This window comes from Halorussus marinus (genome assembly GCF_004765795.1).
GTDB classification, from domain to species: Archaea; Halobacteriota; Halobacteria; order Halobacteriales; family Haladaptataceae; genus Halorussus; species Halorussus marinus.
Window position 1 is genome coordinate 35052 of record NZ_SBIV01000012.1, and the last position, 23442, is coordinate 58493.

21 protein-coding genes and 1 tRNA gene are annotated in these 23442 nt (G+C 70.7%); 5 read left to right on the plus strand and 17 right to left on the minus strand.

Features of this window, described 5'->3' with window-relative positions; genetic code table 11:
• Positions 1 to 2: 2 nt before the first annotated feature.
• The 3 genes from EPY72_RS17695 to ligA form a co-directional block, all read right to left on the minus strand.
• Positions 3 to 752, minus strand: a complete 750-nt coding sequence (locus EPY72_RS17695) for an MBL fold metallo-hydrolase (RefSeq protein WP_134671974.1) — start codon at positions 750 to 752, stop codon at positions 3 to 5.
• A 74-nt stretch (positions 753 to 826) separates the two neighbouring features.
• Positions 827 to 1165, minus strand: a complete 339-nt coding sequence (locus EPY72_RS17700) for a DMT family transporter (protein WP_134671973.1) — start codon at positions 1163 to 1165, stop codon at positions 827 to 829.
• A gap of 123 nt (positions 1166 to 1288) precedes the next feature.
• A complete protein-coding gene (ligA, locus tag EPY72_RS17705) occupies positions 1289 to 2965 on the minus strand; it encodes an ATP-dependent DNA ligase LigA (RefSeq protein ID WP_134671972.1) in 1677 nt (558 codons plus the stop codon).
• Between the two features lie 111 nt (positions 2966 to 3076).
• On the opposite strand from ligA, the gene EPY72_RS17710 reads away from it, so the two are divergent.
• Positions 3077 to 3958: a hypothetical protein gene (locus EPY72_RS17710; RefSeq protein WP_135807290.1), complete on the plus strand. Its 882-nt coding sequence runs from the start codon at positions 3077 to 3079 to the stop codon at positions 3956 to 3958.
• A gap of 32 nt (positions 3959 to 3990) precedes the next feature.
• Here EPY72_RS17710 and EPY72_RS17715 read toward each other — a convergent pair whose 3' ends face one another.
• From EPY72_RS17715 to EPY72_RS17745, 7 genes are read right to left on the minus strand one after another with little or no spacing between them, the layout of a single operon-like run.
• On the minus strand, positions 3991 to 4419 hold the full coding sequence (locus tag EPY72_RS17715) for a DUF5791 family protein (RefSeq protein ID WP_135807291.1): 429 nt from the start codon (positions 4417 to 4419) through the stop codon (positions 3991 to 3993).
• 37 nt (positions 4420 to 4456) lie between these two features.
• The gene (locus EPY72_RS17720) at positions 4457 to 7522 is read right to left on the minus strand and encodes a DUF7286 family protein (protein ID WP_135807292.1); all 3066 of its coding nucleotides are present in this window, start codon (positions 7520 to 7522) and stop codon (positions 4457 to 4459) included.
• Positions 7519 to 8346 carry a DUF7284 family protein gene (locus EPY72_RS17725; protein ID WP_135807293.1) on the minus strand — a complete coding sequence of 276 codons (828 nt, stop codon included), beginning with the start codon at positions 8344 to 8346 and terminating at the stop codon, positions 7519 to 7521. Before EPY72_RS17725 ends, EPY72_RS17720 begins: the two co-directional genes overlap by 4 nt.
• Positions 8343 to 8729, minus strand: coding sequence for a DUF7285 family protein (locus EPY72_RS17730; protein ID WP_135807294.1), 387 nt, complete (start codon positions 8727 to 8729; stop codon positions 8343 to 8345). The genes EPY72_RS17725 and EPY72_RS17730 overlap by 4 nt, the downstream gene beginning before the upstream one ends.
• Entirely contained in the window at positions 8710 to 9174 is a 465-nt protein-coding gene (locus EPY72_RS17735; protein WP_135807312.1) for a DUF7283 family protein, read from the minus strand. The genes EPY72_RS17730 and EPY72_RS17735 overlap by 20 nt, the downstream gene beginning before the upstream one ends.
• A gap of 32 nt (positions 9175 to 9206) precedes the next feature.
• On the minus strand, positions 9207 to 10889 hold the full coding sequence (locus tag EPY72_RS17740) for a type II secretion system protein (RefSeq protein ID WP_135807295.1): 1683 nt from the start codon (positions 10887 to 10889) through the stop codon (positions 9207 to 9209).
• Positions 10886 to 12769 carry an ATPase, T2SS/T4P/T4SS family gene (locus EPY72_RS17745; protein ID WP_135807296.1) on the minus strand — a complete coding sequence of 628 codons (1884 nt, stop codon included), beginning with the start codon at positions 12767 to 12769 and terminating at the stop codon, positions 10886 to 10888. Before EPY72_RS17745 ends, EPY72_RS17740 begins: the two co-directional genes overlap by 4 nt.
• A 121-nt stretch (positions 12770 to 12890) precedes the next feature.
• On the opposite strand from EPY72_RS17745, the gene EPY72_RS17750 reads away from it, so the two are divergent.
• Positions 12891 to 13982: a pyridoxal-phosphate-dependent aminotransferase family protein gene (locus tag EPY72_RS17750; RefSeq protein WP_135807297.1), complete on the plus strand. Its 1092-nt coding sequence runs from the start codon at positions 12891 to 12893 to the stop codon at positions 13980 to 13982.
• A gap of 61 nt (positions 13983 to 14043) precedes the next feature.
• Positions 14044 to 14295: a hypothetical protein gene (locus EPY72_RS17755; RefSeq protein WP_134671962.1), complete on the plus strand. Its 252-nt coding sequence runs from the start codon at positions 14044 to 14046 to the stop codon at positions 14293 to 14295.
• 99 nt (positions 14296 to 14394) lie between these two features.
• Here the strand turns inward: EPY72_RS17755 and EPY72_RS17760 are convergent.
• Both EPY72_RS17760 and EPY72_RS17765 read right to left on the minus strand, forming a co-directional pair.
• Positions 14395 to 14469: transfer RNA gene (locus EPY72_RS17760), tRNA-Thr, on the minus strand.
• A gap of 100 nt (positions 14470 to 14569) precedes the next feature.
• The gene (locus EPY72_RS17765) at positions 14570 to 15550 is read right to left on the minus strand and encodes a class I SAM-dependent methyltransferase (protein WP_135807298.1); all 981 of its coding nucleotides are present in this window, start codon (positions 15548 to 15550) and stop codon (positions 14570 to 14572) included.
• 115 nt (positions 15551 to 15665) lie between these two features.
• On the opposite strand from EPY72_RS17765, the gene dph5 reads away from it, so the two are divergent.
• Positions 15666 to 16439 (plus strand): diphthine synthase, encoded by a 774-nt coding sequence (gene dph5 / locus EPY72_RS17770; protein ID WP_135807299.1) that lies wholly within the window; start codon positions 15666 to 15668, stop codon positions 16437 to 16439.
• Here dph5 and artA read toward each other — a convergent pair whose 3' ends face one another.
• From artA to EPY72_RS17795, 5 genes are all read right to left on the minus strand, one after another.
• A complete protein-coding gene (gene artA, locus EPY72_RS17775; protein WP_135807300.1) occupies positions 16440 to 17372 on the minus strand; it encodes an archaeosortase A in 933 nt (310 codons plus the stop codon).
• Between the two features lie 198 nt (positions 17373 to 17570).
• On the minus strand, positions 17571 to 19841 hold the full coding sequence (locus tag EPY72_RS17780) for a BGTF surface domain-containing protein (protein WP_135807301.1): 2271 nt from the start codon (positions 19839 to 19841) through the stop codon (positions 17571 to 17573).
• A gap of 539 nt (positions 19842 to 20380) precedes the next feature.
• The gene (locus EPY72_RS17785) at positions 20381 to 21139 is read right to left on the minus strand and encodes a VOC family protein (protein ID WP_135807302.1); all 759 of its coding nucleotides are present in this window, start codon (positions 21137 to 21139) and stop codon (positions 20381 to 20383) included.
• A gap of 66 nt (positions 21140 to 21205) precedes the next feature.
• Positions 21206 to 21622 carry a TIGR04206 family protein gene (locus tag EPY72_RS17790; protein ID WP_135807303.1) on the minus strand — a complete coding sequence of 139 codons (417 nt, stop codon included), beginning with the start codon at positions 21620 to 21622 and terminating at the stop codon, positions 21206 to 21208.
• Positions 21623 to 22732 (minus strand): OBG GTPase family GTP-binding protein, encoded by a 1110-nt coding sequence (locus EPY72_RS17795; RefSeq protein WP_134669032.1) that lies wholly within the window; start codon positions 22730 to 22732, stop codon positions 21623 to 21625.
• A gap of 125 nt (positions 22733 to 22857) precedes the next feature.
• Here EPY72_RS17795 and EPY72_RS17800 point away from each other — a divergent pair, with 125 nt between their 5' ends.
• On the plus strand, positions 22858 to 23346 hold the full coding sequence (locus EPY72_RS17800; RefSeq protein WP_134669033.1) for a 50S ribosomal protein L11: 489 nt from the start codon (positions 22858 to 22860) through the stop codon (positions 23344 to 23346).
• The last annotated feature ends 96 nt before the right edge of the window (positions 23347 to 23442 follow it).

Sequence of the window (23442 nt, forward strand, 5' to 3'; positions counted from 1 at the left end):
TTTCAGGCCTCGTCGAGCACCACCGGGACGCCGCGGCTCGCCACGTCGGCGGCGAACGCCCCAGAGTCGGTCTCGATCGACTCGAAGGTGTTGTAGTGGACCGGGACCACGAGGTCGGGGTCCAGCGCCGCCGCGAGTTCGGCGGCCTCGCGCCGGTCCATCGTGAGCGAGCCCCCGATCGGCGGGCAAAACAGCGAAACGTCGAGTTCCGCGTGACCGTCGAGCGGATCGGTATCGCCCGGGAAGAAGACGGTCGCGTCCGCCAGCGTCACCAGAAAGCCCGCGCCGAACCCCTCGGGGTGGTACGGGTCGCCGCTCGCGTCCGTGCGAGGGCCGTCGGGCTCGTTGTACGCCGGGACCGTCCTGACGATCGCGTCGCCGAACAGCCGGTCGGTCTCCTCGTCGACCCGGAGCGTCTCGTAGGGGAGATCGTCGAGGTCGACCACGTCCCGGTCGATCTTCGGCGGGTAGACCGCCTCGTAGGCGACGACGGTCGCGTCGGCGTCGGCCACGCGCTCGATGGCGTCCGAGTCGTAGTGGTGATCGTGCGTGACGAGGACGAGGTCCCCGTCCTCGGGGCGGTAATCGCGGGGGTCCGGGTGGGGCTTCTGGGCCGATTCGGGGCGGTACTCGCCGGTGAGGGTGCCGTACCGGCCGGGGTCGATGTAGACGACGGTGTCGCCGGGCGATTCGAGCCGGAGCCCGGCGTAGCCGAGCCACTCGACGGTCAGGTCGCGGTGTCGGACGGTCATGGTCGGGCGTTCGGACAGTCCGTAGTAAACGGTTCGGATTGCTGTCGCGCTCGACGCGGCGCCGAGCGCGGCGATCAGTGGGCGGGGCTGTACGTCTCCGAGAGGACGTTGAGCACGACGACGCCCCCGATTACGAGCGCGATCCCGACCAGACCCGCGAGATCGACCGTCTCGTCGAAAAAGAGAACCCCGACGAGCGCGGCCGCCACGATGCCGACGGCCGACCACGTCGCGTACACCAGCCCGATGGGTAGCTCCTGGAGGGTGAGACTGAGCAGGTAGAACGACCCGAGATATCCGACGACGACGATCGCCGACGGAACGGCGTTCGTGAACCCGTCGGAGAACTTGAGCGCGGTCGTGCCGCCGACTTCGGCCGCGATCGCCGCGGCGAGGTACGCGTACTCTCGCATCCTTGTCGCCGAGTAGCTCGTCGCATCCCATAAACTATTCGACATCTGCGCCGCGGGGCCACGAACGCGTCTCTCCGGCGGCCCGGACGGCGAACGACCCGGGGAGCGATACCTGTCGGTCGATCACTGACGTTCCGCGAGTCGCTCGACCCGCGGAAGCGAGTCGGCGTCCGCGGGGTCTTTGTCGTCCCGAACGCCGAGAAATCGGGGGAACCGCAGGGCGTACCCAGACGAGTAGGTGGGCGAGCGCTGGATCTCCTCGTAGCCCACCTCGAACACCACCTCGGGGCGAACGTCGACCGTCTGGCCGTCCTGCGACTGGACGTGGGGCTCGAGCAGCGCCGTGAGGTCCCCGAGCTCCTCGTCGGTGATGCCGGTCGCGACCTTCCCGATCGTCTCGAACCCGCCGTCGGCCCGGGCCGACAGCAGGAAGGTGCCGAGAAACTCCGCCCGGCGGCCCTCGCCCCACTCGGCGCCGGTGACGACGAGGTCGAGCGTCTCGACGTCCGGCTTGCGCTTGCGCCAGTTGCGCCCGCGGCGGCCCGGCGTGTACGTCGACTCGGGGTTTTTGAGCATGATCCCCTCGTGGCCCGCTTCGAGCGCGTCGGCCTCGATCTCGGCGACTTCGTCGGGATCGTCGGTCGTCCAGAACGCCGACACGCCCGCGTCGAGGACGCCGTCGAGCCGATCGCGGCGCTCGGGCACGGGCGCGTCGAGCAGGTCCTCGCCGGCGGCGTGGAGGCAGTCGAACGCGAACAGATCGAGCGCGACCGACTCGCGGGCCCGAGCCACGTCGTGTTTCCGCCGGAACCGACGGAGCACCGCCTGAAACGGGAGGGGGTCGCCGTCGTCGTCGGTCGCGACCACTTCGCCGTCGAGGATGGCCGGCGCCGAGAGGTGCTCGCGGACGTGCTCGACCACCTCGGGGAGCGCGTCGGTCACGTCCTCCATGTTCCGCGAGAAGACCGCCACCTCGCCGTCGGCGTCGTCCCACCCGAGGCCGTCGGGATCGTAGTGGATCTGGACGCGCGCGCCGTCGTACTTCCACTCGACCGCGACCTCGCCCCAGTCGTCGAGCGCGTCGCCGACGGTCCCGGCCTGCGCGAGCATCGCCTGCACGGGTCGGCCGACTTCGAGTTCCAGTTCGTCGAGCCCCGCCGCGCCGGCCTCGCGAGAGACTCGGGCGACCTCGCCGTAGTCGTTCGACACCTGGAGGGCGCGCGCGACCGACTCGACGGGCACGTCGAAGGCGGCCCCGATCGCGTCCCGGACGGTCCCCTCGCCGACGCCGATCCGCATCTCCGAGAGCACGAGCCGTGCGAGATATCGGGCTTCCTCGGCGCTCGCGCGGTTGAACAGCCCGAACAGGAGGTCGATCTTCTTGTCCTGACTCCCCGATCCCGCGGCCGCCGCGAGGGCGTCGAGTTCGTCGGCGACCGACGCGACCGTCAGGTCCTCGGCCCCGCCCGAACCGAACGCGCCCAGCCCCTGCTGGCCGCCGAACTCGTAGCTCGCGGCGACCTCGCCGACGTCGCCGACCTCCGCGAGTCGGGCCTCGACGTCGTCGGCCGAGACGTTCCGCCCGGCGGCCCGCGCGATCGCCTCGTAGCAGTAGTTCGGCCCGATGTCGAGCGTCCGCGACGACCAGGCGGGGAACACCCGGCCCTGCACGAACCGCGCGACAACGGGGAGATCCGAGCCGGCGGTCTCGAACAGGGCCGTGACCCGCTCGGTGATCTCGGTGTCGGCGCTGAGCGACTCGATCTCGGCGGCGGCGTCGGCGAACTCCCCGAACTTCATCGACCGGGCGTAGTCGGCAGTCGCAGTTAAGCGGTCCGACTCCGCCCGATCGGGACGAAATCCGACGTCGTCGACAAGACTTATGCGGGCGACGTGTGCCAGTGACGACCGATGGTCTCCGCCGACGCCCCCGCGACCGACACGCCGTTCGCCGAGCGGTTCGAGGCCGCGTGGGAGGTCGCGACCGACGCCCTCCCGCTCGCGGTCGTCCCGCTGATGTCGAGCCTGACGAGCCCGGACGACGTCGAGCGAGCGCTCTCCTCGACCGGCTGGCACGGGGGAATCGCGTTCGGACTCCCGGCGTCGCCGCCGGATCTCTGGTCGTTCGTGAGCCTGCCGAGCCGAGGGCCGGGTCTCCACGTCTCGCCGACCCTCTCTTTGCTCCCCGTGGTCGTCGCGGTTCAGGCCGCGCTCGTCGCCGGCCTCCTGGGGAGCGTCCACCAGTTGCTCTCTACGGGGACGTACGACTTCGTCCGGAACGTCAAGCGGTACTTCGTCCGCGTCCTTGGCTACCAACTGCTGGTGTTCGGGGTCGCGCTCGCGGGGGTCGCGATCGGGGCGGTCGCGGGTCCGCTGTTGGTGCTCGCGATTCCGGGCTACTTCGTCTTGGCGTACCTGTTTTACGCCGCCCCGTACCTGCTGGTCGTCGAGGATCTCGGTGTCGGGGCCGCGCTCGCCCGGAGTTACGAGTGGGCGACCGCGGCCGGCCCCTACCTCTCGTACGCCGTGGGATACGCGGTGTTCACCGCGATCGTATCGGTGTTCGTCACCGTCGTCGCGGTGAACTTCGGCCCGGTCGGTATCCTCGTCGGCGCCGTCGCCACCGCTCCGCTCGCGCTCGCGCTGACGGTCGCCACGACCGAGTTCGTCGCCGACATGGCGGCCGCCGAGCGCGAGGAGAGCGGTCCGGGCGACGCCGAGCGACGCCGCGAGAGCGGGTGGACGGACGATCGAGACGATCCGAACGACGGCCCGGACGGCTCGCCGCGATAGCGTACCGACGAGTCCGCGACGAGAGCGCCGAACTATCGGTCGTTGCGCGACGCGATGAAGTGCTGGAGTCGCGCGAACTCCCCGAGGGTCATCGGCGCGCGGCCCTCGATCTTCTGTTGGATCTGCTTTGCGTCCATCCCGTCCATCTCGACCGCGATCGTGTCGACGTCAAGGACCGCGGTGGTCATCCCCATCAGGAGGTGGTCGCGAGTTTCGAGCAGGATGGCGTCCGCGGGCGGGGTGTCCTCGGCGACCCCGAGCACAGCGGCGGCCGTCTCCAACTCGACCGTCGGCTCCTCGCCTGCGGCGATCGCGTCGATCGTCTCGCGGGCCACGTCGCTCCGGTCGGCCACGGTCGGCGCGCCGACCTCGGCGATGACCGTCGCGAGCTCCGAGAGGTACGCCGCCCGAAGCTCGGCCGGGGTCGTCGACTCGGGGTCCTCGATGTCGTCGTACAGCATACCCGAACACAGGGGGCCGGCGTTGAAAGGGTTTCACTTAGCCGCCGCGGGCCGGCCGGGGGATACTCCACCCCGGCGAGCGCTCGTCGGCGTTCCCGTCGGTGTCGCCGACCCCCGGCGCTCCCGGCGGAACGACGACCACGACGACCGTCTCGGTCTCGAACGAAACCCGCGTCGTCCGGCCGAGTCGCTCGACGGCGCCGTCGGCGTCGACGTCGAACTCGACTGTCTGGTTCCGTCGAGTGTAGGTCACCGCCCCGTCCGGATCGCCCGCCCCGGCGGCCGCAGTCGGCGCCCGAACCGCGAACCGCTCGTACGCCCCCCGGACGGAGACGTCCCAGACGTTGAGCGTCGCGTACCAGTAGCCGGGCACGGGCGCGACCGGCAGCCCCGCGGGGACCGACGACAGCACTGCTCCGAACCACCGCTCTCTGGCCCGGTCGGCCGCCCGCTCGCCCGCGTCGGCGAGCGCGTCTCTCGCGAGATCGCGCGCGACCGAGCGGGTCCGGTTCACCGTCGACCGTGACGGTCCGTCGACCGCCGACCGGGCGTCTTCGAGCGCCAACTCGACGGTCACCGACGTCCAGTCGCGTCGCTCGGTCCCCCGGAGCGACGGGGTCGCCGCGAGCAGTTCCGCGACGACGCCATCGGCGGCCGAACCGTTCGCCGCCGCGAGCGCGCGCCCCGCGGTCGTGTCCCACCGATCGAACCCGGCCCGGACCGCACGGCGGCGCTCGGCGGCCGTGAGTTCGAGTCCCGCGGTCGCCAACTCGGCGACGAGTCGCGCGCGGAGCGCTCGAAGCGACCTCGACACCTCCGCCCGGAGCCGGTCGCGGCGGGCGTCGAGCGTCTCATTTCCGACGGCGTCGAGCGTCCGGTTTGCCGCACGGAGCGCGAGACCCGCCGTCCGGAGGTCGGTCGCCGATCGGTCGGTCGCGCCGTCGAGGGCCGAAGCGACGGCGTCGGCGGCGTCGCCGTACGGCACCGAGAACACGTTCAGGTTCCGGGCCGCGAGCGGGTGGCGCGTCTCGCCTTCGGGTATCGCGGCGACCTGCTCGCGGTCGAGTTCGGCGAGCGTGAGGTACGGCGGCGCGCCGGCGACGGTCAGGTTCGCGGGCGCGCCCGGCCCGGCGGCCGCCATCGGCTCCGCGGGCGGGGTCGCGGGGCGGCCGCGATCCGCGAGAATCCGCCGCGCACGGTCGAGGTCCACACCCGCGTCGGCGAGCGCACCGTCGAGGCCCGCTCGGGTCTCGCGCGTCCGATTCGCCCGCGCGTCGAGGCGCGCGACCGTCCGGTCGAGGTATGCCGCCCGCGCCGCGACGCGCGCACGGTCGGCCACACCGTCGTAGCGTTCGGGCACATCGAGCAGGGCCGCGCGGCGCGACCGGAGTTCCCCGGCGAGCGCGGCGGCCGGCGGCCGCCCGTCGGCGACCGTCGCCGTGCGCGCTACCGCGACCGAGACGTTCCGGACGCGCTCGCGGAGCCCGGCGAGGTCCCGATAGATCCACGGCCGGAGTTCGGACGGCCGACGCCCGGCGACGGACGCAGACCGAGCGTCGATCCCCCCCTCGACCGCCCGGCGGGCCGCCGCGTCGAACCCGCCGCGGTCCCGAATCAGGCGCTCGGTCGCCGTCTCGGCGACCCCCCGGAGTTTCGGCCCGTCGAGGGCGCCGCCTCGCTCGTGGACGTGTCGGATCGGGCGATCCGGGCCGACCGAGCCCCGGTGGTTGCCCGCGAGGCCCACTCCGACCGCAGAGACGTCGGCCCACCGCTGGACGGTCGTCCGCGAGTCGTTGCCCCGAGTCCACTCGCCGACGAGCGCGTGGGCTCGGACGACCCGCCGGGTCTCGTGGGCCAGCAGGTGCCAGCCGCCCGGCGAAGCCGGACGCGGGCCGTCGGCGCGCTCGACCCGGGTCGTGGTCTCGACCCGGCGCTCGCGGAGCGTCCAGTTCCCGCCGGGCGAGTCGAGCGAGGGCCGACGCCCGTCGCGGACCGTCCGAGTCGCGGTCACGACTCGCACGTTCGGGGCGTACGCCGACCGCAGGGTCGCGTCGAACCCCTCGTCGGTCTCGTCGCCGACGAACGACGCGAACGCACGGTCTGCGGTCCGATTGACAGCGACGGTCCGCGACGGCGGCCGCTCGGGGGCGTCCGTCGCGGGGCCGCCGGGAAGCGGGGTCGCCGAGCGGTAGCGGTCGAATCCGGCCGTCAGGAGTTCCGTCGCTCTGGAGCCGCGCTGATTGTGGGCGCCCGCGAGCAGGTCGGTCAGGCCGGTTCGGGCGGTCGCCATCGCGAGCGCTCCGCGAGCCGCGGGGTCCGACCGACCGAACGCGGCCCGCTGTTCGCGGACGAGCGCGCCGTTCGCCGCGAGTTCGAGGTGGCGGTTCGCCACGACGTTCTCGATCGGCGCCCCGCCCCGCTGGGCGTACCCCCGTGCCCACGCGACGGCGTAGAGACGTGCGGTCAACCGACGCCCCAGCCCCGGCGCGAGCGGCCCGCGTTCGAGTCGACTCTCGAAGCGTTCGACCCGTTCGTGGAGCGCCAGCGCGGGCGTCGCGACGACCAGCGTCGGCGAGACCGCGGCGCGTTCGACAGCACGCCCGTCCCGACTCGCGACGACAGTGACGTTCCGGATTCGAACCCGGAGCCCCGCACTCTCGGAGTCGCCGGCGGCCGCGATCTCGACTCGACGCTTGGCGTCCCCGAGCGCGCTCGCGTTCCCGACCGCCGGGAGCGACGCGGTTCCGCGCACGCCGTTCGCGCGAACGGCGACGTCGTCGAGAGCGGCCCGCGCCGCGAGATAGATTCGAACCCGGAGGTAGTCGCGGTACGGCGCGGAGTCGTTCAGGACGCGGCCCGCCGGCGTTTCGGCGGGCGCGACGACCGGGTCTCGGGCGGCCGCCCGTCCGGCGCGGGCGACCGCCCCGCGGAGCGCGGTGGAGCTCGCGGCCGTCGTTCGTTCGACGGCGATCCCGACCGAACGGTCGACCTCGGGGGCGGGGCCGCCGGCGAGCGTCGCGCTGAGGCCCGCGCTCCCGACGAGCAGGACGACCCCGACCAGAGCGAACGGGACCCGGCCGCGGCGGTCGTCGGCCAGCCTCACCGCGACCACGTCCGAACCGTGATCCGGACCCGGCCGACGGCGGTTTCGCGGGCCGCGTCGGTCGCCCCGTCGAAGCGCTCGCGGAGGGTCGGTTCGAGCAGTGTCGCGAGCGCGTCGGTCACGATCCGGGTGGCCCGCGTCGCGTTCCCGTCGGTGAGCGCCTCCTCGACCGCCGACCGAGCGCCGACCGCGTCGGCCGACGTCCGATATCGCTCGACAGCACGGGCGGCCCGGTCCGGGCGGGCACCCAGCGCGGTCCGAGTTTCGATCGGCGGAAACAGCCCGCGGACGACGCCGCCCGCGATCGCTCGGGCGACGCGCTCGAACCCGCCGCCGCGGCCCGCCGCTCGGGCGCTCGATCGAACGCTCGGGAGGCCGCTCGACACCGAGAACGCGGCCGCGTGGACGTCGACGCCGGGCGGCGGGGTCGGTCCCGCCGCGACTCGCCCGCGGAGACTCGCGCTCGGGAACGGCTCCCAGCGCGCGATCACCTGCACGCGGTGGTACTCGACACGCCCCAGCGACCGTTCGACGCGCTCCGTGACGGCCCGCGCGAGTCCCGTATCCGCGAGGAGTCGCGACTCGCCGAGCGTTGCGTTTCGCACGGCCGTCGCGGCGAGCAGGCCCGCCAGCGTACCGTGGGCTGTCCGGGAGCCGTCGTCGTAGGACACGCGCGCGGTGCTCGACGCGAGCGTCTCGGCGGCCTCGTCGGCGCGGTCCGGGTCGGACTCGTCGGCCGGAATCCCGACGAGCGCGAGCGCGCTCGCGCTCACGAGCAGGAGACAGACCGACGCGTCGAGGACGGTGCTGATCCCGCGAGTCACCGCCACACCTCCGCGCGGAGCCGACCGGGACGGACCCGGCCCGAGCCGATCCGGACGCTCACGGTTGCGGCGCCCGCGTCGGCGCTCGGCGGCGGCGTCGGGCCGGCGGACCACGTTTCGCCGGCCGCCCGGAGCGTGAGGTTCAGCCCGTAGCCGTCGGGGCCGGCGCGCAGTCCGTCCGCGATCCGGTCGGGGTCGACGACACCGGCGTCGGCGATTCGACGCTCGACGCGGTCGACGGTGGGCGAAGCGACGTTCCGATCGGGGGTCGGGACCGCGCCGTCGAGCACGCCCGCGTACGTAGAGAGCGCGGCGCAAACCGCGAACACCGCCACCAGCGCCGCCAGCGGCTCGACCTGCCCTCTATCCGACCAGCGTGACATCGACGCCCTCCCAGGAGACCGCCCGGACGGTCAGTTCGTCGACCGATCGCCACTCCGGCGTTCGGTCGCGCGCGGCCGCGACGGCCCGTCGAAACGCGGTCGGCGACCCGAACGCGGCGTCCGGCGGCGTCCCGCGGAGCACGTCCCAGAGCGCGGTGTCTCGGGGGACCGGCGCCACCGGGCCGTAGGCGAACGACGCGTGACCGGTCGCGGCGTCGTCCCGGAGCCACACCCGGTAGGGGCCGACCTTCACCCGTTCGGCCGCGATCGGGTGGCCCGCGGTCGTCGCGTGGTCGGCCGCGGCGACCGTATCGACCGTGTCGGCGACCCCCGCGGCGTCCGGCGGTGGGGCGCGCGGCAGCGACGTCGCCAGACCGACCGCGACTGTGCTCGCGAGCGCCACGCCGATCCAGACGTACCACGCGTCGGCAGGGGCATCGAACATGGCCCGGGTTGGTCGCGGGATCGGACTTAAAGCTACGCCGCGAGCCCCGCACCGACGAACCCCGCGAGGAACGACCCGACCGCCGCCAGAAGGGCGAGTCCGACCCGATAGCCGACCAGCGCGCGGTCGAAGCCCCGTTCCAGCGCGGTGGCGAGCGCGGTGAGCACCGCCGCGAGCGCGAGCACGTAGGTCGAGACGACGACGCCGAGCGCGCCAGTGGGGAACGGCTCGCCGAGCGCACTCGCGGCCATCCCGTCGGCGAGCGCGACCGTCGCACCGCCGACCAGCGGCCCGAACACCGCCGCCGTGTTCCGGAGCGTGCCGGTGACGCGGGCGAGCTCGCGGCGGGCCTCGCGCTCGACGCGCTGGAGGTCCTCGACGTGGTCGGCCATCGAGACGATCGCCCGGCCCGCGGGCCGGCCCTCGCGGGCGGCGAGCGCGAGTAGCGCGGCGACGCTCCGGGCCTGCGGGCTCGGCACGTCGGCGAGCGCGCCGTGTTCGCCGAGGAACGCGGTCCGGACTCCGACCCGGAGGCGACGCTGGACGCCCGCGGCGGTCGCGAGCGTCTCGCCCGTGCGGCCCGCGACCTCCGGGGCCGCGTCGGCGATCGCCGACTCGACGGCCGCGCCGTCGCTCACCCGCCGGCCCACGAGGTAGAGGGCGTCGGTCAGATGGCGCTCGACCCGCCGGGCGTCGTTCCGGACGAGCGTGACCGGCCGGAACCGCACGACGAGAGCCGCCCCGACCGCGATCCCGAGCGTCGCGGGCCAGCGCGTCCACGCCGCGAGGGGCGTCGTCACGGCGAGTCCGACGAGTCCCGCGGCCGCGCTCGCGGCGACGACCGGCCAGCGGCGCTCGGGCACGTCGGGGTGAGAGCGGGCCACGTCGGGCGGGGGGAACGCCGCCGGTCGGCGCACGACGAGCCACGCGCCCGCACCGACGAGCAGTCCCGGCAACAACAGGTCGTAGACGACCGCGAGCGCGGGGATCGAGACGGGGACGCCAGCGACCCGTGCGGCCGGGAGCACCGCGACCAGCGCGAGCGGGAGCAGGACGCCGAACGCGTACACCCCGGTCGTCGGCGCCCGAGCGTCGTCGGCGAACGACGCCATCCGGTCGCGGGTGCCGTCGAGGATCGCGGTCATCGCCCGATCGAGGCTCCGGGCGCGTTCGCTCGCGGGGGCATCGGCGGCCGCCTCGACGAGCAGGACCGCCCGCCTGAGCGGTGGATTCCGGTCGGCCCACGTCGCGCCGAACGCCGCGAGTCCCGATCCCGGCGTGCCCGCGGCGCGCCGGACGTGATCGCGGAGGCTGGCCGCGAGCGGCCCCTCGGCGGTCGCGGCGAACGACGCCGCCCGCTCGCTCGCGGGCTCGACGCGCATCCGGAGTACGAGTCGGGCGACCAGCGCTGGCGCGGCTCCCATCGCGGCGGTCCGCCGAGCCGTCGCGAGCGCGATCGGAGCGCGTCGAACGCACCGAGCCGCGCCGACTGCGACCGCGAGCAACGCCGCGGCGACCAGCGGTTGGAGCCCCGTCGGGGCGACGGCGAGCGCAGGGACCCCGAGACAGGCGACGAGGACGCCGGCTCCGCGCCCGGCACGCACCACCGCATCGGCGTCGGCGTCCGCGCCGAGGTACGAGAGCGCGCGTTCGAGTTCCGGATCGGTCGACGCCGGTCCGGGGACGAGCCGACCCAACCGCCCGACGAGTCTCACGAGCGCCTCCGGTCCGCGTAGGCCGCCGTCACGTCCGCCGGGTCGGTGCAGTCGTCGGCGGCTAGCTCGGCGAACAGCGCCTCGCGGTCGGCGAGCGCTGCCCGGACGTCCGCGTAGCGCTCGTCGCCGCGCGCGAGTCGGGCGGCGAACCGGCTCTCGCCGCGCTCGATCCGCCCCGCCGGGTCGAGCGAGCCGCCCGAGCGCTCGAACAGGGGCTCGAACCGGTCGCCGTCGACGACCTCCTCGATCCGCGCGGCGCGGCGGCCGCCCTCCGGAGCGTCGCCGGCGTCGAGGGTCACCACGAAGTCCGTCGCCGCGAACGAGGAGGCCGGCACGTCTAGGTCCGAGACGACCCGTTCGCGGACGCCCGCGCCCCCGCTTCCGTGGATGGTGCCGAGCACCGCATCGCCGTTCGCGCCGACCCGCATCGCCTCGTAGAGGACGCGGGCCTCCTCGCCGCGGACCTCGCCGACCACCAGCGCGCCGTCGCCGAGCCTGAGCGCGGCTCGGAGCGCCTCGGTCGGGTCGAGCCCGGTCCCGTCGTCGGTCGACGTCCGGAGCGACTGGACGTCCCGGCCCTCGCGCTGGAGTCCGGCGACCGGGAGTTCGGGCGTGTCCTCGATGACGACCGTCCGGATCCGAGCGGGCAGTTCCCACAACAGCGCGCCAAGCATCGTGGTCTTGCCCGCGCCACGCGGCCCGGCGATCAGCCCCGCCCCGGCGCGCTCGACCGCGAGCGAGAGGAACGCCGCGGCGTCGGCCGGCAGGGTCCCGTTCGCGACGAGCGCCGGCAGGGTCCAGGGCGTCGGATCGCGGGCCCGGAACGCGAACGCCGGCCCGTCGCTCGCGGGGTCGGTGACGCCGGCCACCCGGACGCTCCCGGCCGCGGTGTCGGCGGTCGCATCGAGCGTCGGGGAGGCCCGCGAGAACGCCCGGCCGCTCGCGCGCCGGAACCGCGAGGCCAGCGTCTCGGCGCCAGTCTCGGTGAGTCGGACGTTGGTCCGCATCCGCTCGCCGTCGGCGACGACCCGCAGGGCGTTGTCGCCGACCGGCGCGGTGGCAAACACGTCCGAAACCGCGGGGTCTCCGAACAGATCGGCGAGCACGCCGTACCCGCGGGTGTGCTTTTCGAGGACGCCGGCGATGGTCGCGACCGGCGCGTCGGCGTCGTCGGCCGCCCGGCGGACCGCCCGGCCCGGGGCGCGCTCGCCGCCCGGGACGTCGCCGGCCGCGAGCAGGTCGTGGGCCCGAGCCAGCGTTTCGAGCGCGGGGCGGTCGAGGTCGCGCTCGACGGGGTCGAGGTGATAGGTCGCGATCGGCCCCGGACCGTCGTAGATCCGGACGGTCGCGCCGTTCGCGGCGGTTCGGCGGTCGCGGAGCGTCGCGTCCGCGGGCGAGCGAGCCCCGACCCGGGCCTTCGCGATCGGCGGGCCGACGAACGCCGCGAGCGCGTCGGCGGCCGAGGACTCGCGTTCGGCGATCGCGGCCAGACCGGTCTCGGCGGCGATCTCGCTCGCGGGACCGGCGCGACCGACGGCGTCGCGCGCCGCCCGAATCGGCGCCGTCGTCGCCCGGTCGGCGAGGTCAGCGTCGTAGAACGCGACGCGCTCGACGAACCGACCCGCCGCCGCCAGCAGCGCCGCGGCGTCGGCCTCGTAGGCGCGTTCGAGCCAGTCGGTCCGCGTCACCACCGCGTCGGCCGCCCGGTCGGCGAGCGCACGGATCACAGTGGCTCGGCAGTCGGCGCTGTCGGCGAGGTCGCCGTCGCCGGGGCAGTCGGTCGCGTCCACGACGAGCGCCCCCGATTCGAAGCCGGGGTCGCACGCGCAGGCCGGATCGGGGCTCGCAGGATCGCCGAGTCGCGCCAGCAGGTCACGCATGTGGCGTGGTCGCCGCCCCCTCGGTGTTAAATGTCGGGGCGCCGATCGGCCCGATCGCGAGATCGTCGCCGAGCCCTGCCGGTTCGGCCACCTTTAGGGCGGTGAGCGTCCAAGCGCCGGCATGGACGAACGCGACGACCTGCTGATGACGCCCGGTCCGACGGAGCTCCCGCCGGCGGTCCGGGAGGCCATGTCCCGTCCGCCGCTGAACCCGGACGTCCAGCCCGAGTTCGCCGACTACTACCGTTCGCTGCTCGACAAACTGGCGAGCGTCTACCGCACCGACGACGACGTGGTGGTGCTCGCCGGGGAGGGTATCCTCGGGCTGGAGGCCGCGGTCGCGTCGCTGGTCGACGACGGCGAGGAGGTGCTCTCGCTCGCCAACGGGATCTACGGCGAGGGGTTCGCGGACTTCGTGACGACCCACGGCGGCGAGCCGACGCTCCACGAGGCTCCGTTCGATGCGGGATTCGACGTCGAGTCGGTCAAAGCCGCGGTCGAGGACGGCGACTACGCGGTCGCCACGCTGGTCCACTGCGAGACCCCGACCGGCGTGCTCAACGACATCGAGGAGCTACTCGGCGTGCTACAGGACGCCGGCGTGGTGACGGTGGTCGACGCCGTCTCCTCGCTGGGCGGGACGCCGGTTCCGACCGACCGGATCGACGTCTGTCTGGGCGCGTCCCAGAAGTGTCTCAGTTCGCCGCCGGGGCTGACGACTCTCTCGGTCAGCGACCGAGCGTGGGAGAAAGTCGCGGCGACCGATCAAGGCGGCTTCTACGCGAGCCTCGAACCGTGGCGCGGCCTCGATCTGGCCGACAAGGACCCCGACATGCTCCCGTACACCCACGCGGTGTCGAACCTCTATGCGCTGGAGGCGTCGCTCGATCTGCTCCTCGACGAGGGGCTGGGGTCGGTGTTCGAGCGCCACGAGGCCGCCGCCGAGCGGTGTCGCGAGCGCGGTCGCGACCTCGGGCTGGAGCCGTTCGCGCCCGAGTCGATGGCGTCGCCGACCGTGACCGCGTTCGAGATCGAGGGCCGCGCGGACGAGATCCGGGACCGACTCGAAGCCGACCGGGGCATCGTCGTCGCCACCGGACTCGGCGAGCACGCCGAGGACCTGCTCCGAGTCGGCCACATGGGGTACGGCGCGACGATCGAGCGCGTCGACCAGACGATGGACGCGCTCGGGGCGATGCTCGAGGCGTCGTAGGGTCAGAGCGACCCCGCCGTCCGGGCAAACACTCATGTGGAACGACTCACAACTGTTCGGTATGAACAAGTGGCTACGCATCGGCGGGTGGGCCGCGCTCGCACTGGTCGGCCTCTGGGTGGTCTTCGAGGTCGTGAGCGTCGTCCTCGGCTTCCTCTCGTGGGTCGTGAGCACGGTCGTCTCGCTGCTCGTGTTGGCGCTGTTGCTGTATCTGGCGTACCTCGGAGTCTCGAAACTGTTCGGCGGCTCCGGTGGCTCGGGCGGGTCCCGATCCCGATCGCAGTCCCGCGAGAAAGAACGCGCCTTCGAGTGACGTGGCGTCGCCGGTCGATCGGACAGCCCACCCGGTAGAGAGTGTCCGATGGGTGAGACACGACATCCGAACGACCCGTCGCCTCGTTCCGTCAGAAAGAGCCGGTGGAGGGATTTGAACCCTCGGCCTATTCCTTACGAAGGAATCGCTCTAGCCAGTCTGAGCTACACCGGCACGCTCGGCTTGTACGCACACCGAGCGCGACCTCGTCGCGCTCGCCTGCACTCATTACTACCTGCGACGGTGAAGATAAGCGTTCCGAAATCGCACGACCTCAGCGACTCAGCCGCACGTCGAGACAGACGTTGAGTTCGTGAGGCGCGTACGACCGGACCGCGTGGCGGGTCTCGACCGCGACCGCGTACTCGGGCTCGGCGGCCTCCCTGATCGCGGCCTCGCCGGGTCCGAACGGGTCCTCGTCGTGCTGGATGTCGTAGTAGTGGATCACGCAGTCGTCGCCCGCGAGTTCGACCGCGGTATCGAGGAAGTCGTCGGCGCTGTGCGGGAGGTTCATCACCACGCGGTCGGCCCAGTCGGCGTAGTCGGGGGCGATCTCTCGGACGTCGCCCCGTCTCGCGGTGACCCGATCCGCGACGCCGTTCCGACGGGCGTTCTCCCGAAGGTACTCGACGGCTCGTTCGTTCAGATCGACGCCGACGACCTCCGCGCCGCGCTTCGCGAACGGGATCGCGAACGGGCCGACGCCCGCGAACATGTCGAAGGCCCGCTCGTCGGACTCGACCTGTTTGGCGACCCGGTGGCGCTCGGTGGCGAGCCGCGGCGAGAAGTACACCTCGGCGACGTCGAGCAGGTACTCACAGCCGTACTCACGGTGGACGGTCTCGGTCCCGTCGCCGGCGAGCACCTCCCAGTCGCGCACCCGGAGTTCGCCTTTGACCTTCGAGGCGCGGTTGAGGACGGTCTCGGCCGGAACGTCCGACGACATCACCGCGTCGGCGAGCTCGCGAGCGCGGTCGGCGTCGTCCTCGTCGACGATCACGATGTCGCCGAGCCGCTCGTAGGAGGGTTCGAACCCGAGCAGGTCGGCGGGGGTGTCCTGCGTGCGTCGCTCGTCGACCTCGCGGACGACGACGGTCAGGTCCTCGGACACCGCCTCGGGGTCGGTGACCGGCACGAACAGAGAGCCGTCCTCGGATTCGATCTCGCGGTCCTCGGCGACGAGGTCTGCGTCCGCGAGCCTGCGGCGAGTCTCCTCGCCGCGCTCGCGGTCGACGCGCACGCACGGCGCTTCCATGACCGGGCGTTGGGTCGGTCCGGCGTTAACCCTGACGCTTCGCCGGCCGACGGCGACGCCGGGCTCGCTCGGCCGCACTCGAAAAGCTATACACCGGTCCGCTCGTAGCCCTGGTATGCTCACTTTCGTCGGACTCGGCCTCTACGACGAGCGCTCGATCACCGTCGAGGGCCGAGACGCCGTTCGGAGCGCCGATCGGGTCTTCGCGGAGTTCTACACGAGCAGGCTCCTCGGCGCGACCGTCGAGGACCTCGAATCGTACCACGGCGTCGACATCGACGTTCGCGATCGGGCGGGCGTCGAGCGCGATCCCGAGCCCGTCCTCCGGGCGGCCGAGGACGGCGACGCCGTCTTCCTCACCGCCGGCGACACGATGATTTCGACCACCCACGTCGACCTCCGACTGCGCGCCGAAGACCGGGGGATCGACACTCGGATCGTCCACGCTCCGACCGCCGAGTCGGCCGCCAGCGGGCTTACGGGACTCCAGAACTACCGGTTCGGAAAGGCGACCACGCTCCCCTTCGAGTACGCCCACGGCGCCGACGGACTGCCGGCCAGCGTCACCGACACCATCGACGACAACCGCGAGCGCGGGCTCCACACGCTGGTGTACCTCGACATCAAAGCCGATCGCGAGGAGTACATGACCGCCGACCACGCGGCCGGCCTGCTCGCGGCGGAGTACGGTGACACGCTCGGCGTAGTGGTCGCGCGAGCCGGGAGCCCCGAACCGCTGGTCGCCGCCGATCGGCTCTCGGCGCTCGCCGATCGGGAGTTCGGCGACCCGCTTCACTTGCTCGTGGTGCCGGGCGACCTCCACCACATCGAGGCCGACGCGCTCGGGACGCTCACGGGCGCGCCGGAGGAACTGCTCGACGTCGAGTGACTACCGTTTTTCGCCGTTGCCGTCGGCCCTGACGGGGCGGTCGGTCCCGACGGCGTCGTGGAGGTCGTAGTCGTCGCCGGTCGCGATGTACAGCACGTCCTCGGCGACGGTGAGGAGTTCGGGGACCTCGCGGGCGACCGCCCACGCGATGCCCACCAGCGCGACGACCGAGAGGCTCTGGGCGAGCACCCGATCGGAGATGAAATAGGAGACCATGTTGGGGTTCTGGTAGCCCACCAACCCGCTGATCGGGTCGACGAAGATCTGGAACCACTGGAAGCTGAACGCGAGCGTGATGAACACGACTCTGACGAGGTTGAGCCCCCAGATAACGGGGATCGCGATCGCCAGCGCCCGGAGCTTCCGACCGAGCGGGGCCCGGACCGCGCCGATCAGTCCGCCGAAGATGGCCATGCTCCCGAGGCCGGTGCAGGCCAGCAGGACGTTGGTGGTGAACTCGCCCTTCGTCGGGTGGACGAACAGGTACGTACCCTGAATCTCGCGGCCGTGGTTGATGACCTCGAACTCGTAGCCCATCGCGTCCATGACGAACGCCCCCTGGGCCGCCACGGTCTCGATCAGGAGGTGCTTTGCGGGCGTGATCATCGTGAACGGCAGGTAGATCAGCCCCATGATGGCGACCGCCCGCGAGAGCAGAAAGAGAGTCTCGCGGCCGTCGACGAGGAGGTAGGCGGCGTAGAGACACGCCGGTAGCGCCGCGAAGCTCAGTGCGCCCTCGATGAAACTGCGCTGCTCGAACGCGAAGTGCGGGAAGAGGGCGGCCCAGAAGACGCCAAAGACCACCCACGACGCGGCGGCGAGATAGCGCGCCCGACCGCGACCGCGCTCGCCCTCGTACCAGTCGTAGGCGACGGCCGCGGCGAACAGTCCGACGATCAGCCACGCGAGCGCGTCCGTGAACGCGGAAGTCACAGTTAAGCGGTACCAAGTCCGCGAAGGATAAAGCGTTGACGGCTCCGACCGCGACCGGTAACCGCGGCTTAGCTCACGCGAAACGTACCGTTTCTGCGCCGGGCGCCGTCGCTACGTGGGTCGGCTACGAAAGAATGGGAACCGCGAATCGCACGGCACGTCGAACCGAACCCGTGGGGGTTCGGTGGTTAGCGAGCGTTAGTTGCTACGGCGGACTGCCAGCAGCGCGGCCGCGATGAGTGCGACCAGCGAGACAGCCATGCCGAAGCCGGGGATACCGCCGTCGCCACCGTCACCTTCCGTGGTTTCGGTCGCTTCGGTCGTCTCCTCTTCTTCGGTCGTGGTCGTCTCTTCAGTCGTGGTCGTCTCTTCGGTCGTCGTCGTCTCCTCAGTCGTCTCCTCAGTCGTCTCTTCGGTCGTCGTCGTCTCCTCAGTCGTCTCGTCCTCACCGGTGTCGACGGATTCGAGGATCGTCGCGGTCACGGACGCCGACGCGTCGTCGGTCGCTTCGGCCGTGACATCGACTTCCGAGCCGTTCTCGAGCGCGCTCAGGTCGAACGTGCCGGAGAACTCGCCGTTCTCGTCGAGATCAGCGGTGGTCGACCAGTAGTCGTTGTCGGACTCGATCTCGATGTCGACTTCCGTGCCGGGTGCGAGGTTACTCGAGCCTTCGACCGTCGCGTTCTCGGAGTTCGCCAGTTCGAGTTCGTCGTCCTCGTTGAGGTTGTCGAACTCGAGGCTCTGCTCATCAACGCTGAACTCGGTTGAGACGTTCTCGGAGTTCTTCGTGAAGTCGTTGTTGTCGGTGACGTGGAAGTCCGCCGCGTAGTCGCTGCCGGCGGTCATGTCCGCGCTGTCGAAGACCGCGTAGAACGTGTTGTTCTCCGCGTCCTCGTAGTAGCCAAGCGCGTCCTGGTTGGCGTTGAACTGCTCGGCGTTCGCGTTCGGACCGGGGTCCTGCTGAGTCACGTTCAGGAACACGCCGGTGCCCTGGTTCGTGACGTCACCGTCGTCCGCGGCGTACGAGAAGCTGTTGAGATCGTCGATGTAGCCGTAGATACCCGACGCCTGGGTCTCGACGACGACCAGGTCGTCCTGGGCGATGCTGTCGGACTGCGAGACGCCCTCGAGCAGGCCTTCGACGTCGTCAGGCAGGTTGTTCTGGCTGGTGTCCTGGTGGACCCAGGTGTTGATGTCGTCGGTCGAGCGCTGGCTGATGCTCAGGCTCGTCTTGTCCGCGCGGTTGTCGAACGAGGCGTCCGCGGTGTAGGCAACCAGATCGTAGTTACCGGCCGCAATCGCGTTCTCGAGGTGCTGGTCACCGTCGGTCACGGCGTTCCCGTCGTCGTCTTCGAGCGAGATACTGCCACCGACCCAGACACCGTGCTCGGGCTGACCGGTGGTCACCTCACCGTTTTCGGCGGTGACGAAGTCCGTCGGGTCCTGGTAGTTGTCGCCGTGGATTTCGTCGGTTTCGATCGTGAGTTCGACTTCGTCGGTGTCGGTGTCCGTGTTCTTGGTGACGCGGAACCGCGAGACGAAGTTGGCGCCGGTGTCACCGAACTGGACGTCGGTGGAGTCGGCGTTCTCGATGCTGACGTTGAACGTCAGGTCGTCACCGCGCTCTTGGGAGACCGCGCTCCCGGGGAGGGTGACAGCGGCGTCTTCCTCTTCGGTGACGTTGAGATCGATCGTGTCCGAAGCCGAGGAATCAGTCGCCGCGAGCGTCAGGTCGTACTCGTCGACGTCGAAGCTACTGAAGTCGGCATTGTAGGTGGTGTCGGTCGAGGCGCCCGCGATGATGATCGAACTCTCGGCGTCGGCACTGCTGGTGTCGTCGTCTCCACTGTGGAGAGTGACGTCACCGTCGGCGACGTCGCCGTTGGTGACGAAGGCATCGTAGAGCTGGTCAGCGCTGAGGTCGCCGTCGGCCGAAACGTTCAGGGCGTAGCGGCCGCGGTTCGAGTCCAGAGTGACCTCAGTCGTGGTTCCACTGCCCGAGCTCACGTTCACGCTGTCCGGACTCACTTCGAAGTCCTGGGGCGAGAACGAGAACACTGCGTCGCCGGTTTCTCCGTCGGCGTTCCGGTCGAGGACTGCGTTTTCACCGTCCGGGAAGTGAATCGGCTCACGGCCGGTGGTGGTGATCACGTACTGGCCGTCGAGACCGTCCTCTTCGAGGGTCGCCGTGCCCTCCGAGAGCGGGATCTGCGTGACGCGCGAACCGACGCCGTCACTGCCGTCCCACTCACGCAGCTCGACGATGTCGTTGTTACCGACGTTCGAGCCACTTACGTCGACTTCGAGCGTTTCGCCGTCCCAATAGGAATTGGGGGTCGTCAGAGTATCAGTTTGTTCACCGTGATTCGCAGCTGCTGAACCTGCGAAGGCGGTCGCGCCCGCGAAAACGGACATGACCATCAGCGCAGACAGCACCACACTGCGGATCTTATCGTTTGTTGTTGTCATGGTTTGGTTGGTTATTCGGTCGGCGACAGCACCTTTCCGGCGACCCTAGTTTCGTAACCCGGCGTTTCCGGGCGCGGGCCGACTGTACTCGCTACTGCCACCATGGGTAGGGGTACAGTAGGAATCAACCGGCGGGTGTGGTAAATACTTTGTGTTATCTTAACCGCCGATTCGGGCGTGCGAACCCCTCACACGTCCGGGTTCTGTAGAGAGGAACGACGTCGTTGTGCATCGTTTGCGCGCACGAAATGTCGCATGTCCCGGCCGAAACGGAGTGTTTCCGGTCGAGTGCCGGCCGCTGGGACACTCCCACGGTAGCGCGCCGTGTCGAGGCGAGCGCTCGGGCGAGCGATCGACCGTCGCGTACGAGTAGTCAGCTCGGGGTCATAACGGTGCCTTTCGAGGGACGGAACGGAGGTAGAATGGAGCGTGTGCGGCGCGCGCTCGAATTCTGTCACGGCGTCCGATCCCGACCCGCCGAGTCGCGGAACCGAACGGTCGATGGGTGCCCTGTCACTAAACCGGCGTCGATCGGTAGCTCAGTCCCGCGACAGCACTTCGAACTCGTGGCCGTCGGGGTCCTTGGTGAACGCGTAGCGGTCGTCGCAGGAGGCGGGGTCGCGATAGTCCTCGCCCTCGCGTTCCATCAGCGTCTCCCAGTCGTCGTGGAGGTCGTCGCTCCGGATCGCGAGGTGGCCCCACGCGTCGCCCAGCTCGTACGTCCGGCCGTCGTAGTTGTACGTGAGCTCGACCGCCATCGCCTCGTCGGCGGCGCCTTCGGGCTTCATGAAGTAGTTCGCGAAGGTGTCGGACTCCCACCGGCCGGTGTGTTCGTACTCCAGCTTACGGGTGAACCACCCGAGCGACTCGTCGGCGTCCTCGACGCGCATCATCGTGTGGTCGAGACTCCAGGTCGCACCGTAGTCGCGCTCGACGATCTCGACCTCGTGGCCGTCGGGGTCGGTGACGAAGGCGTACGATCCCCCACAGGAGTCGGGGTCGCGGTAGTCCTCGACGCCCTCGTCCATCAGTTGCTCGTAGGCGTCGTAGACATCGTCGACACGTACCGCGATGTGGCCCCAGGCGTCGCCGAGGTCGTAGGTCCGGTCGTCGTGATTGTACGTGAGTTCGAGGACCGCGCCCTCCTCGTGAACGTCGGCCGGACCGAGGTAGACGTTGGTGAAGGTGTCGGCCTCCCAGCGGCCCTTCTCCTCGTAATCGAGGTGGTTCTGGTACCAGTCGAGGCTCGCTTCGAGATCCTCGACGCGCATCATGACGTGGTCGAGCGTCGCGTTCATACACGTAGACGTTGAGCCGTCCGAGGCGAAAAGGCTACTGTTCGCGGAAGCACCCCGAGCGGCGGGTCACCACCGGAACGTCTCGCGCAGGTCCGGCCAGTGGAACCACCACGCCGCGGCCCAGAGCGCGAGCGTCCCCGACGGAACCGCGAGCAGGCCTCTCCGGGACATCCCCAACGAGAACCAGAGATGGCTCGCGCCCGCGAGAACCAACAGCCCGCCGGTTACGCGCCGATCCTCGTACGCCGCTCCGAGCCGTCCGAGGACGGCGCTCGCGACCGCGAGCAGGTACAGCCCGACGCCGACCGGCCACGCCAACAGTCGCCGGGGCAGACCGATCGTGTAGACCAGCAGGTAGTCCGGGAGCGTCGTGACGTGAAACGGCGCGGTGCTCACCAGCCCCCACGAGAAGACCAGATCGCCGGTGGCGAAGACGGTCCACGGGAGCGCGGCCAGCCCGGCGAGCGCGAGGACGCGACGCATCTACTTCCGGACGACCATCCGGAGGACATCCTCGTCGGCGAGCTCGTGGGCTTTCCCGACCTGCTGTTCGTCGTGTTTGGCGCTCGGACCCGAGACGCGGGCGAACCGGAACCGGCTTTCGAGGTCGCCGCCGAGCCGCCGGGCGGCGTCCTCGACGGTCGACCCCTTCGGGAGCACCAGCGGCTCGTCGTAGTCGACCCCGCGACCGGGTTTGTCCATGTAGATCCGCATCAGGCCGAGCTCCTCCCAGATGGTCTGTTTGAGCGAGTCGAGGCCCCTCTCCTCCTCGGCGGAGATGAAGATCGTCTCCTCTGGGTCGATGTCGTGGTCGCGCAGATCGTCTTTGACCGTCTCGACGTAGTCGGGTTCGATGAGGTCGACCTTGTTGACCGTCACGATCGAGGGGATGTACTCGCGGTTGTCCATCACGCCGTCGACGAGCCGATCGATGTCGACCTGCTCGCGGACGGTCACGTCGGCGTTGACGTAACCGTGCTCGCGCATGACTTCCTTGACGACGTCTTCGGGCAGGTCGAGGTCGACGCTCGACGTGACCCGGATCCCGCCCTTGCCCTTCTTCGAGATCTTGACGCTCGGAGGCGCTTGATCGAGCCGGATCTTGTTCTCGTAGAGTTCCTCGCGGAGGCGGGCGTACTGGTCGATCTCGAACACCGAGAGCACGAACACCACCAGATCGGCCGCACGCACGACCGACAACACTTCCTGACCGCCGCCCCGGCCCTGCGCCGCGCCCTCGATGAGCCCCGGAACGTCGAGCAGCTGGATGTTCGCGCCGTTGTACTGCAACATCCCGGGGTTGACGTTGAGCGTCGTGAACTCGTAGTCGCCGACCTCGCTCTCGGCGGCGGTCAGCGAATTCAGGAGTGTCGACTTGCCCACGCTCGGGAAGCCGACGAACGCGACCGTCGCGTCGCCGTGTTTCTCGACGTGGTAGCCTTCGCCGCCGCCCGCGGAGGACTGGTTCTCGAGTTTCTCCTTTTTCTCCGCGAGCTTGGCTTTGAGCCGTCCGATGTGGGCCTCCGTAGACTTGTTGTACGGAGTCTCGGCTATCTCCTCGCGGAGGGCATCGATTTCGTCCTCCAATCCCATTGGGAGAGAGTGGGCCGCGCGCGCCGAAAAACCCTTTCCTTCCCGGCGGGTGGGTCGGTCTCGGCGGCCGCCGGGGAGACGACCGAAAGATAACTCTTAAAACCGCCGCGGGGGTTCGTACACGTATGGCTGAGACGATAGAAGTGCTCGTCCCCGGCGGCCAGGCCGACCCCGGCCCGCCGCTCGGGCCCGAGCTCGGACCGACGCCCGTCAACGTACAGGAAGTCGTCAGCGACATCAACGACCGGACGGAAGCCTTCGACGGCACCGAGGTCCCCGTGACCATCACGGTCGAGGACGACGGCGGCTACGAGATCGAAGTCGGCGTCCCGCCGACGGCCGCGCTGATCAAAGACGAGGCCGGCTTCGAGACCGGGAGCGGCGAGCCCCAGAAGGACTTCGTCGCGGACATCACCATCGAGCAGGTGAAGACCATCGCCGAGCAGAAGCATCCGGACCTGCTGGCCTACGACACGAAGAACGCCGCGAAGGAGATCGTCGGGACGTGCGCCTCGCTCGGCGTCACGATCGAGGGCGAGGACGCCCGCGAGTTCAAAGAGAAGGTCGACGCCGGCGAGTACGACGACGTACTCGCGAGCGAAGCGACGGCCTAACGCCCGACTGCTCGAAAAACGGGCGGACCGAGCTTTTCGACGTTTCGTCTTCACGGGTAGCGACGGTTCGGATAGCGACGCCTCGTTTAGACCGGG

Coding starts and splice junctions, on each gene's coding strand:
- EPY72_RS17745 (WP_135807296.1), bottom strand. CDS start 12,769: ATGCGTGACCTGCTGGCGCGACTCGGCGATCCTGCGAGCCCCGATCCG.
- EPY72_RS17735 (WP_135807312.1), bottom strand. CDS start 9,174: ATGTTCGATGCCCCTGCCGACGCGTGGTACGTCTGGATCGGCGTGGCG.
- EPY72_RS17800 (WP_134669033.1), top strand. CDS start 22,858: ATGGCTGAGACGATAGAAGTGCTCGTCCCCGGCGGCCAGGCCGACCCC.
- EPY72_RS17765 (WP_135807298.1), bottom strand. CDS start 15,550: ATGGAAGCGCCGTGCGTGCGCGTCGACCGCGAGCGCGGCGAGGAGACT.
- ligA (WP_134671972.1), bottom strand. CDS start 2,965: ATGAAGTTCGGGGAGTTCGCCGACGCCGCCGCCGAGATCGAGTCGCTC.
- EPY72_RS17790 (WP_135807303.1), bottom strand. CDS start 21,622: ATGCGTCGCGTCCTCGCGCTCGCCGGGCTGGCCGCGCTCCCGTGGACC.
- EPY72_RS17710 (WP_135807290.1), top strand. CDS start 3,077: ATGGTCTCCGCCGACGCCCCCGCGACCGACACGCCGTTCGCCGAGCGG.
- EPY72_RS17755 (WP_134671962.1), top strand. CDS start 14,044: ATGAACAAGTGGCTACGCATCGGCGGGTGGGCCGCGCTCGCACTGGTC.
- EPY72_RS17750 (WP_135807297.1), top strand. CDS start 12,891: ATGGACGAACGCGACGACCTGCTGATGACGCCCGGTCCGACGGAGCTC.
- dph5 (WP_135807299.1), top strand. CDS start 15,666: ATGCTCACTTTCGTCGGACTCGGCCTCTACGACGAGCGCTCGATCACC.
- EPY72_RS17695 (WP_134671974.1), bottom strand. CDS start 752: ATGACCGTCCGACACCGCGACCTGACCGTCGAGTGGCTCGGCTACGCC.
- EPY72_RS17700 (WP_134671973.1), bottom strand. CDS start 1,165: ATGCGAGAGTACGCGTACCTCGCCGCGGCGATCGCGGCCGAAGTCGGC.
- EPY72_RS17780 (WP_135807301.1), bottom strand. CDS start 19,841: ATGACAACAACAAACGATAAGATCCGCAGTGTGGTGCTGTCTGCGCTG.
- EPY72_RS17785 (WP_135807302.1), bottom strand. CDS start 21,139: ATGAACGCGACGCTCGACCACGTCATGATGCGCGTCGAGGATCTCGAA.
- EPY72_RS17795 (WP_134669032.1), bottom strand. CDS start 22,732: ATGGGATTGGAGGACGAAATCGATGCCCTCCGCGAGGAGATAGCCGAG.
- EPY72_RS17715 (WP_135807291.1), bottom strand. CDS start 4,419: ATGCTGTACGACGACATCGAGGACCCCGAGTCGACGACCCCGGCCGAG.
- EPY72_RS17730 (WP_135807294.1), bottom strand. CDS start 8,729: ATGTCACGCTGGTCGGATAGAGGGCAGGTCGAGCCGCTGGCGGCGCTG.